Below are 9,803 nucleotides of genomic sequence, written 5' to 3' on the forward strand. Positions count from 1 at the left end.
ACCAGCGATGACCACGCAACTGCCGTGGCTTGCCGGCGATGACCCATTTCCAGCGCCAAGCACTGCTCTGGACTATCCCGATGGCCTGCTTGCGGCGGGAGGCGATGTCTCCCCTACTCGCCTGCAAGCTGCCTATCGAGCCGGTATTTTCCCGTGGTCATCGGCCGGTGAGCCTCTACTGTGGTGGTCTCCTGATCCGCGCTGCGTTATCGACCCAGCAACATTTATCCCCAGCAAAAGTTTAGTAAAAACCCGCCGCCAAGCAAGCTGGCGCTTTAGCTGCAATCAGGCCTTCGCTGAAGTCATTGTCGCCTGTGCTGCTCCTCGCCCTTATGCCGACGACACCTGGATCACAACTGAAATTCAAGCCGGCTATGTAGCGCTGCACAAGCTAGGTTGGGCACAAAGCATTGAGGTTTGGCGGGATGATGCGCTAGTCGGCGGCCTCTATGGCGTCACTGTTGGCGGCATATTTTGCGGTGAGTCGATGTTTAGCCACTGTCGCGATGCCTCAAAGCTGGCATTTTGGGCCTTAATGACCTTGTCTCAGGCGTGGCAGGTGGAATGGGTAGACTGTCAGCTAGAAAATGACCATTTGCTTAGTCTTGGTGCGACCATCATGTCTCGAAACGATTACTTAGCATTGTTAGCTCAACAACCTGAAACACCTACGCTGCCGTGGTCACAGGCGCATAGCGCGCTAGCGGCAGCCGGCTTCACTGTGGCGGAGACTTTATGAGTAGCGGCGGCAATATCACTTTCTTCACTACGGCCGCTCATGCCTGTAGCTACTTAGACGATCGCCAAGCCGTCACGCTATTTGCTGACCCTGAAGCCGATATGACCGCGCCAATCTACAGCCAGCTCTCCGACCTTGGCTTTCGCCGCAGCGGCAACTATGTCTACAGACCTCAATGCCAAGGTTGTAGCGCCTGTATTTCGGTGCGCATACCGGTGGCAGACTTTCATCCACGACGCGAGCAACGCCGCTGCTGGCAGCGCAACCAAGACATCACGGTGGCACCTGTGCCAGTACAGTGGTCAGAAGAGCACTACGCCCTCTATGCGCGCTACATCAGTGCACGCCATCGCGAAGGCGACATGTATCCGCCTAGCCCACGCCAATACCGCGAATTTCTAACCAGCGATTGGTCAGATACCGAGCTCGTTGAGTTTCGTCTCAATGGCCAACTGCTTATCGTTGCCGTGACCGATAGCCTAGAAAATGGCTTATCGGCGGTCTACACTTTTTACGATCCAGAAATAAATACCCGCAGCCTTGGCACTTTTGCTATTTTATGGCAGATAGAAGCCTGTCGTGCCAAAGGTCTACGCTCGCTATATTTGGGCTATTGGGTGCGACAAGCCCAGCGTATGCGCTACAAAACTCAGTTCCGTCCATTAGAACTGCTAATTGAAAACGAATGGTTGCTAGCGCGATGAGGTTTTTTCGGGCACAATGCGCGCGTTTTCGAAGCGTCTGAAATTTTACTCAGCGCCCTACATTCCATAGCCCATGAGGCCTTTGCTGCATGTCGAAAGAAGAGCAATTAGAATTTGATGGCGTGGTTATCGATACCCTGCCAAACACCATGTTCCGCGTCGAACTTGAGAATGGCCACGTTGTTACTGCCCATATCTCGGGCAAAATGCGTAAGCATTACATCCGTATTTTGACTGGCGATCAGGTCAAGGTTGAGATGACGCCTTATGATTTAAGTAAAGGCCGAATCACCTACCGCGTTCGTTAGAAACCCGCAAAGTAGCGCCACATTTTCTGTCTTTGAAAAAGTAGCGCTCATAAAAAAGGTCGGCTTATGCCGACCTTTTTTATGTTCAGGTGTTTGAGATTACTCCCAAATCACCTGCTCACGGCGCGCAACCCAACCATCGGCTTGCGGCAAGTAGCTATCTTCAATGATATTGCGTTTGATTTTCATCGTAGGCGTTAAGTAACCATTCTCGATGGTCCACTGATCCTTCACTACCACGACATAATCTAGTCGCTCATGATCTTCTAGCGTCGCATTAACAGACTTCAATAAATCCTTGAAATCATTCGTTAATGTGTCACGTGAAAGCTCGCCGTTCTCGATTTCTTTCAAGGCGTCTAAGGACAGCATAAATAGTGCGAATGGCTGTGGCTGTGTTGGACCAGTAACGCAAATTACCTCAACCTTCTGATGCACATTAAGCTTTTGCTCAATTGGCACTGGCGCAACGTATTTGCCTTTAGAGGTTTTAAACAGCTCTTTGACACGGCCAGTAATTTTCAAGCGGCCTTCTTTATCTAACTCACCACGGTCACCTGTTTTCAGGAAGCCGTCATCAGTCATGTCTTCAGCGGTTTTATCCGGCGCTTTGTAATAGCCCATCATCTGGCCAGGGCTTTTTACTAGCACTTCGCCATTGTCGCCAATGCGCTGTTCAACACCAGGGTTGGCGTGACCAACATAGCCAATACGGACTTCGCCAGGACGTGAGCCATGCGAGTAACCGAAGTTTTCCGACATACCATAAACGTCAAGTAGTTCGAGGCCAAGGTTGTGATACCAGTTCATGATATTTGGTGGCAGAGGCGCTGAAGCAGTGATAGCAATACGCACTTTGTCGAGGCCTAGCTGCTTAAGAATCTTGCCTTTCACCAAGCGATTAAGGAATGGGATATTGAACAAAATTCGTTGCTTGGATGGTGGCAACTTCTCATTGATAGCGAGATAGAACTTGGTCCAGAGGCGCGGCACTGAGAAGAAAATTGTCGGTTGCGCACGCTGTAAGTCGCGTTGGAAGGTTTCTAGGCCGTCGGCGAAGAAAACACGATAGCCAAAATATAGCGAGGCGGTTTCAACTACGGCGCGCTCAGCCACGTGAGCCAATGGTAAGTACGACAACATGCGCTCATCACGCGTGACTTTATAAGTATCACGCAGGGCATTAGCCACCGAGCACATGGTGCCAAAGCTATGCATGACACCTTTAGGACGGCCAGTAGAGCCTGATGTGTAGACAATCGTCGCCATGGCATCAACATGCGGTAGCGTGATGTCTTCATCGCTGATCGGCGCTGTATTGGCGATAATATCGTTATATTGCGGCACATCCATGCGTGGCGATAGCGGCAAGCTCAGCATAGGCAAGCTGGGCAGGTGCGGCTCGATGTCTTTCCAACCATCGGCAATGCCATCCATTTTGCCTAAAATAATGGCCTTACAATCAGAATGATCGAGGATATAAGCGGCAGATTCGCCATTTAATGTCGGATATAAAGGCACGGTGACATGGCCGGCCATCCAAATGGCAACGTCGGCAACAATCCAGTGAGCGCTGTTACGACCGAGCAGGCCAACAGAGGCGCCCTCACCCAAATTCAATGATTTTATATGTGATGCTAAGCGGCGAGCTTGATCGGCAGCTTGACCCCAAGTGATGTCATATGACGAGCCATCGGCATTAGGCTGAGTCAGATAAGGGGCATTGGGAGTAGTCTCAGCCCAATGCAGTAAGCAATGCACTAGTGTTGAGCGGGAAGCGTAGCGGCTCATAAATTATCCTTCTTACGATTTCTATTGTTATGTGGGCTGCATCAGTGGTCTTTTATACCAGATTTACAGCTTAAGGCGAGGCCGATGGGCTATTTCCCTACTCATTGCTCGCGAATATGCTGACGATAGCGGCCAGGCGCCATGCCATGTGCGCGTTTAAAGGCTTGGCCAAACGCAGTCTCTGATGCGTAGCCAATCATGTCGGCTATCCGGCAAACAGGCTGATCGCTATGGCGAAGCTGCCAAGCCGCCAAACGCATGCGGTGTTCATTGAGATAGCGTTGTGGCGGCTTGCCCATGGTGCGCTGAAAACGATCGGCAAAAGCTGAGCGCGATAAATGTGCTAACTCGGCCATTTTCGGCACGGTCCATTCTTGCTCAGGCTTGCGATGCACGGCGCTCAACACGGTAGCCAAGGCAGGATCTTTCAACGCGCGCAACCAGCTACTGTCATCTGTCGAAATTTTGTCGATATACACTCGCAAGCACTGCATAAACCAAATATCGCCTAGACGATTCAAGATGCTTTGCTGGCCTGGGCGCGACTCGCTAATTTCTTGCTGAAGAAACAAGATGCCGATGCGCAGCCATTCCGGCGGCTCCTGGCCTTGGCCGGCCACTAGAAATGCTGAAGGCAGCGCCGACATTAGCGGCTGACCAAGATCAGTGTCGTAATGACTGCCGGCAATAAGCACAATCGCCGAAATATTGCCCTCACCCAAAGCATAAGGTTGATGGCGGCGTTCACTGAGGGCATAGCTAATGTTTTCAGGCGCTTGAGGCGACAGTGAGGCATCTGACAAGGTATGAGCTAAACCACTTGGCAAAACGAATAGGTCGCCGGCGCGCAGGTGATAGGTTTGCTGGTGAGTATGTAAATGCACTTCACCAAATAGCACCGCATGAAAGACAGCTCGCCCTGGCAATGCAACCTGAGCCGACCAATTAGCGTGGCCATGAACGAAGGCATACCCAGCGCCCTTAAGGTGCAAATCATCGAAAACCACACTTAAAAAGTCTTCCATAGCGTCTTAGTCGGCGTTTTGAGATAGATATCCGGTGAATTAAGCCTGCCATAAACCGTTACATTGCACAATGATATGTTCACAAGGCCGGCAGAGCCTGATAGCAGCGCCTAGCGCTAGGAGAACACTCATGACCACGACTACTGCTGATACCGCATGGACTGATGGCAAACGCTATCTTTGGCTACTCAGCCCTATGCTGCCCGTATTGGGCTTATTGATTTTACTGGCCTATGAGCTCACTGGCATCCAAGCCTTTTTATGGGGCGGCCCTTTGCTGGTTTACGGCGTCATTCCTGCGCTAGATCGTTTAATTGGTACTGATACGAATAATCCACCAGAGTCCATGGTGAACCAGCTAGAGTCCGACAGCTATTATCGTTTCATTGTGTATGCCTATATTCCATCGCAATTTATTGTCACGATTTGGGGCGCAGTCATTGCTGTCACTGGCGATCTGTCGGTGTTTGGTTATATTGGTGTTGTGCTATCCGTTGGTGCGATTAATGGTATCGCCATTAATACTGCTCATGAGCTTTCACACAAACGCGATGAGTTTGGCCGCTGGATGGCTAAATTGACGTTAGCGCCTGTTGCCTATGGCCATTTTTACGCTGAGCACGTGCGTGGTCATCACAAAAATGTTGCGACTCCAGATGATCCTGCCAGCTCACGCATGGGCGAGACATTTTGGGCATTTTTACCACGCACAATGATTGGTAGCGTGCGCTCAGCATGGAAAATTGAAGGCGAACGCCTGAATCGCCAGGATAAATCGGTGTGGAGTTTGAGCAACGATAACCTGCAGGCCTGGGCCTTAACCGTTGTCTTCTTTGCTGCCGTTACCGCTGTTTTAGGCTGGTATGCACTGCCCTTCTTGCTGCTGCAAGCCTTCTACGGTGCCGCATTGTTGGAAGTGATTAACTACATCGAGCATTACGGCCTACTGCGTCAAAAAGGAGCTGATGGTCGCTTTGAGCGTTGCAAGCCCGAGCACTCATGGAATAGCAACCACATTGTCACCAACTTGTTTTTGTACCAGCTGCAGCGCCACAGCGATCATCATGCGCACCCAACGCGCAGCTTTCAGGCCTTACGTCACTTTGAGGAAAGCCCACAGCTTCCTTCGGGCTATGCCTCAATGCTGATCCCTGCTTACATTCCTTTCCTCTGGTTCCGCCAAATGGACCCATTGGTGGCCAAGCATTACAAAGGTGATTTGACCCGCGCCAATATTCAGCCGGGCAAGCGTGAGAAGATTTTACGCTCGGAGCTTAATCGCGTTCAGGAGCAACACATTGCCGATGGCGCAGCAGAGAGCGCAACCTTAGCGCCGGTAACGCCTGTTGCGAATGCGATGTGCTACCGCTGTAGCGATTGTGGCTACACCTATGATGAGCACGAAGGCTGTCCGAAAGAAGGCTTTCCAGCTGGCACAGCATGGGCGAGCATTCCAGATAATTGGGCTTGCCCAGATTGTGCTGTACGTGAAAAGGCAGACTTTGTGCCGGTGGCATAAACTGGTGCTAATAAAAAAGCCGCTGTCATAGCGGCTTTTTTATGGATGAAATATTCGGTAAGTCAGCCTCAGAGCCCTAAAGCTCGCAGGTCCAACTGACCATTGCGCATTCCAGGGCACCAAACATAGGCCCCATTAACTGGTTTAGTGAAAGCAAATAAGCCATCAATAATGCCGTCATGAGCACCGCTCATTCGTGTAAGTAAAACTTCAAACGCCTCTAACGAATGGCCAAAAGCCGTGAACACCAATCCTGCGCGGTTACCAGCAGACCAGGGCATAGAGCGGCGCAAAACGTGTGCCTCGGGCGTGGGAGCTTCTTGTTCCGTGCGCTTTACATGCGCGCTTTCTGGCGCCTCATCAAACTCTTCATTACTAATGCGGTGGCGGCCAAACGTATTGTCCTGCTCGGCATCTGTCATGGCATCGAAGGTTTTAAAGTCGTGTAGCCATTGCTGCACGGCTAAATAGCTACTGCCAACTAATGCATCTGCAGCAGGTGCAGTAACGCTAGCAACAGCAATCGCCTCCTCGCCCTCTGGGTTTTCAGTGCCATCTTCATAGCCGGTTAAGTCGCGACCATTGTCGTAGCAGAATGACTCTATGCTTTGCATGCGCGTAAAGCATGGCGTGAGCATATCGACCCAATGCCGTTCTTGATGCAAGAGCTCACCACGCGATGGCCCGCGCAGCCACAGCCAGAGCGCGATGGGCTGGCAAGGAATATCGACCAAACTGCCATCTATACGAGGGCCTGCCGTTAAGCCTGGTATGTGCTGGCCTAAGGCCTCAACTACCGTCAAGCCAATACCGACAACTGCGCGCTCGCCATCAGCATGCGCCTGAACTGCTCTTAGTGTGGTTTCCAGCGAGATGCTATCGGCTAATTGAAAACTAATGAATCGCGCGTTTTCAGGGACTGGCGCTAAAATGCCTGCTTGCATCTGGTTCATAACACATCCTTAAATAAGCTCCGCTCTACCATAAATCATACGGTAGAAATGGCCATAAAAAAGCCGCCATCTGCAGAACAAATGGCGGCTTTTTGAGCAACTTAAAACTTAAGCATTGGCAGCTTTTAACTCTAAGCGGCGACGATGTAGCACTGGCTCAGTGTAGCCATTGGGCTGCGCACAACCCTCAAACACCAGCTCAGCAGCAGCTTGGAAAGCGACGCTGTTGGCGAAGTCTGGTGCCATTGCTGTGTACAGTGGATCACCAGCATTTTGCTGGTCGACCACGGCGGCCATGCGCTCCATTGCTTCAGTTACCTGAGCTTTAGTGCAAACGCCGTGACGAAGCCAGTTAGCCACGTGCTGACTGGAGATGCGCAGCGTGGCGCGATCTTCCATCAATCCCACGTTGTTGATATCTGGCACTTTCGAGCAACCCACACCAAGGTCAATCCAACGCACCACATAACCCAAGATGCCTTGGCAGTTGTTATCCAGTTCGTTTTTGATTTCTTCAACCGACCAGTTCGGTGTGTGAGTCACTGGATAGGTCAAAATGTCATCAAGCTTGGCGTGTGCGCGTGACTTCAGCTGCTCTTGCACGTCTTGCACTAATACCTGGTGGTAATGCGTGGCGTGCAGCGTAGCGCCTGTTGGCGATGGCACCCAAGCAGTGTTAGCGCCAGCTTTCGGGTGCGCAATTTTTTGCTCCAGCATGTCTTTCATCAAGTCTGGCATTGCCCACATGCCCTTACCGATTTGCGCTTTGCCTTGCAGGCCGCATTTCAGGCCAACATCAACGTTCCAGTTTTCGTAAGCGCTGATCCATGGCAGTTTTTTCATGTCAGCTTTACGCACCATGGCGCCAGCTTCCATAGAAGTGTGCATTTCATCGCCGGTACGATCTAAGAAGCCGGTGTTGATGAAGATCACACGCTCTTTAGCGGCACGGATGCACTCTTTCAAGTTCACTGTAGTGCGGCGCTCCTCATCCATGATGCCCATTTTCATGGTGTTACGTGCCAAGCCCAAAGCATCTTCTACGCGAGCAAAGATTTCGCTGGCGAAAGCCACTTCTTCAGGGCCGTGCATTTTTGGTTTCACGATATACATCGAGCCAGTACGCGAGTTGCTGACGCGGTTTTTCTTTTGCAGATCGTGCATGGCGGCCAAGGTAGTCACCATGGCATCCATGATGCCTTCCGGCACTTCTTCGCCTTTGTAGCGAACGGCTGGGTTGGTCATCAGATGGCCAACGTTACGCACTAGCAGCAGAGCGCGGCCGTGCAGCGTGAGTTCGCCACCAGATGGTGTGGTGAAGCTGCGGTCGCTATTGAGCGTACGCGTTAGAGTTTTGCCACCCTTTTGGAATGACTCAGCCAAGTCACCTTTCATCAGGCCTAACCAGTTGCTGTAAACCTCAACTTTGTCTTCGGCATCAACGGCTGCAACTGAATCTTCGCAGTCTTGAATAGCGGTGATGGCCGACTCTAAGTTCACATCTTTAACGCCAGCAGCATCGGTTTTGCCAATGGCACTGTTGCGATCGAATTGAATTTCCGCATGCAGGTTATTGTTTTTCAACAAGACACTTGTAGGGTCAGCAGCATCACCAGTATAACCAACGAATTTTTCTGGCTGAGCTAGCGCTACTGTTTGGCCAGTGGCCAGAGTGATTTGCAACTGGCCATTAACGATGGCATAGGCAGTGCTATCTGCGTGCGAGCCCGATGCTAAAGGTGCTGCCTGATCTAAGAACTTACGGGCAAATGCGATGACTTTATTACCGCGTACGGGATTGTAGCCACCTGCGCGCACTGCACCATCTTCTTCTGAAATAGCGTCAGTACCATACAGCGCGTCATATAAAGAGCCCCAACGCGCATTGGCAGCATTCAAGGCATAACGGGCATTTTTCACCGGCACAACTAGTTGCGGGCCGGCAATATGGGCGATTTCATCGTCTACATTTGTTGGCGACACTTCGAAATCTGCACCTTCAGCAATCAAGTAGCCGATTTCAACGAGGAATGCCTTATACGCAGCAAACTCAGCTTTTGGGTTGGCTTGGTGCCATGCATCGATTTTCGCCTGGATATCATCGCGCTTTGCCAGCAAGGCCTTATTTTTAGGTATCAAATCGGCCATAACTTGCTCGAATTGCTGCCAAAAATGCTCAGGGCTTATGCCTGTGCCGGGAGCTACCTCGTTATTCACCAAGTCAAAAAGCGATTTGGCGATATCAAGTTCGCCGTGCTGGACGCGTTGTTCAGTCATATCCGTTTGCCTCAAAGTGCTGTGATCAAGGGGATGTTCGTGCGGGGCACATAGTTTAACCAAAACTTAAGCTTTGGTCATTCCCGAATACGCCGAATCCGCGCATTACGCCGCGCTAGGCCGCTCTCTTCTTCTGCGCTTTTTTCTTGTTCGGCGATTTGTCTGGCGACAAAAGTGATGAGCTGACGCAGCCAGCGGTGCGCAGGGCTATGGTGCAGCAAAGGCCCCCAAGCCATCTTTAGCTCAAAGGCTGGAATGTGGAATGGCGGCTCTTTAATCACTAATTGCGGATGGTCTTGCTGCAACTTAGCGATTCGTGTTGGCAGCGTCGCCACTAAGTCGGCCTTGTGCGCAACCAAGGCTGGCATTTGGTAATGGCGCGTAAAAATCGTGATGCGACGACGCTGACCTAGGCGCTCCAAAGCGGCATCGATCTGCCCCAAATGGCCTCGATCAGGGTTTACGCCAAAGCCAATACCCATGCCTG

General features: G+C 51.3%; 9 protein-coding genes and 1 pseudogene. 5 read left to right on the forward strand and 5 right to left on the reverse strand.

Annotated elements, in window-relative coordinates; translation table 11 throughout:
- The first annotated feature begins 7 nt into the window (after positions 1–7).
- The 3 genes from aat (at position 8) to infA (ending at position 1,751) form a co-directional block, all read left to right on the forward strand.
- Entirely contained in the window at positions 8–739 is a 732-nt protein-coding gene (gene aat, locus AC3DKE_RS02085; protein ID WP_340674691.1) for a leucyl/phenylalanyl-tRNA--protein transferase, read from the forward strand.
- Complete coding sequence (locus AC3DKE_RS02090) at positions 736–1,443, forward strand: arginyltransferase (protein ID WP_340674692.1); 708 nt, start codon at positions 736–738, stop codon at positions 1,441–1,443. The genes aat and AC3DKE_RS02090 overlap by 4 nt, the downstream gene beginning before the upstream one ends.
- Positions 1,444–1,532: 89 nt before the next feature.
- Positions 1,533–1,751 carry a translation initiation factor IF-1 gene (gene infA, locus AC3DKE_RS02095; RefSeq protein WP_340674693.1) on the forward strand — a complete coding sequence of 73 codons (219 nt, stop codon included), beginning with the start codon at positions 1,533–1,535 and terminating at the stop codon, positions 1,749–1,751.
- Positions 1,752–1,850: 99 nt separating this feature from the next.
- On the opposite strand, the gene AC3DKE_RS02100 is transcribed toward infA, so the two are convergent.
- Both AC3DKE_RS02100 and AC3DKE_RS02105 read right to left on the reverse strand, forming a co-directional pair.
- Positions 1,851–3,542, reverse strand: coding sequence for an AMP-binding protein (locus AC3DKE_RS02100; RefSeq protein WP_340674694.1), 1,692 nt, complete (start codon positions 3,540–3,542; stop codon positions 1,851–1,853).
- 101 nt (positions 3,543–3,643) lie between these two features.
- Positions 3,644–4,567, reverse strand: a complete 924-nt coding sequence (locus AC3DKE_RS02105) for an AraC family transcriptional regulator (protein WP_340674695.1) — start codon at positions 4,565–4,567, stop codon at positions 3,644–3,646.
- A gap of 100 nt (positions 4,568–4,667) precedes the next feature.
- Here AC3DKE_RS02105 and AC3DKE_RS02110 point away from each other — a divergent pair.
- A pseudogene (locus AC3DKE_RS02110) lies at positions 4,668–5,834 on the forward strand (alkane 1-monooxygenase); the annotation flags it as partial.
- 90 nt (positions 5,835–5,924) lie between these two features.
- Positions 5,925–6,086: a rubredoxin gene (locus AC3DKE_RS02115; protein WP_379072097.1), complete on the forward strand. Its 162-nt coding sequence runs from the start codon at positions 5,925–5,927 to the stop codon at positions 6,084–6,086.
- Between the two features lie 68 nt (positions 6,087–6,154).
- On the opposite strand, the gene AC3DKE_RS02120 is transcribed toward AC3DKE_RS02115, so the two are convergent.
- The 3 genes from AC3DKE_RS02120 to AC3DKE_RS02130 all read right to left on the reverse strand — a co-directional run.
- Complete coding sequence (locus tag AC3DKE_RS02120) at positions 6,155–7,039, reverse strand: Dyp-type peroxidase (protein ID WP_340674697.1); 885 nt, start codon at positions 7,037–7,039, stop codon at positions 6,155–6,157.
- Between the two features lie 108 nt (positions 7,040–7,147).
- Positions 7,148–9,316 (reverse strand): malate synthase G, encoded by a 2,169-nt coding sequence (locus tag AC3DKE_RS02125; RefSeq protein ID WP_379069413.1) that lies wholly within the window; start codon positions 9,314–9,316, stop codon positions 7,148–7,150.
- Between the two features lie 77 nt (positions 9,317–9,393).
- A partial coding sequence (locus tag AC3DKE_RS02130; protein ID WP_487989930.1) for a LysR substrate-binding domain-containing protein occupies positions 9,394–9,803 on the reverse strand: 410 nt, incomplete at its 5' end.

The sequence above is a fragment of the Paraperlucidibaca sp. genome (genome assembly GCF_982810325.1).

Bases quoted from the DNA above. Each gene is read 5' to 3' on its own strand.
- infA (WP_340674693.1), top strand. From the start codon at position 1,533: ATGTCGAAAGAAGAGCAATTAGAATTTGATGGCGTGGTTATCGATACC.
- AC3DKE_RS02120 (WP_340674697.1), bottom strand. From the start codon at position 7,039: ATGAACCAGATGCAAGCAGGCATTTTAGCGCCAGTCCCTGAAAACGCG.
- AC3DKE_RS02100 (WP_340674694.1), bottom strand. From the start codon at position 3,542: ATGAGCCGCTACGCTTCCCGCTCAACACTAGTGCATTGCTTACTGCAT.
- AC3DKE_RS02125 (WP_379069413.1), bottom strand. From the start codon at position 9,316: ATGACTGAACAACGCGTCCAGCACGGCGAACTTGATATCGCCAAATCG.
- AC3DKE_RS02105 (WP_340674695.1), bottom strand. From the start codon at position 4,567: ATGGAAGACTTTTTAAGTGTGGTTTTCGATGATTTGCACCTTAAGGGC.
- aat (WP_340674691.1), top strand. From the start codon at position 8: ATGACCACGCAACTGCCGTGGCTTGCCGGCGATGACCCATTTCCAGCG.
- AC3DKE_RS02090 (WP_340674692.1), top strand. From the start codon at position 736: ATGAGTAGCGGCGGCAATATCACTTTCTTCACTACGGCCGCTCATGCC.
- AC3DKE_RS02115 (WP_379072097.1), top strand. From the start codon at position 5,925: ATGTGCTACCGCTGTAGCGATTGTGGCTACACCTATGATGAGCACGAA.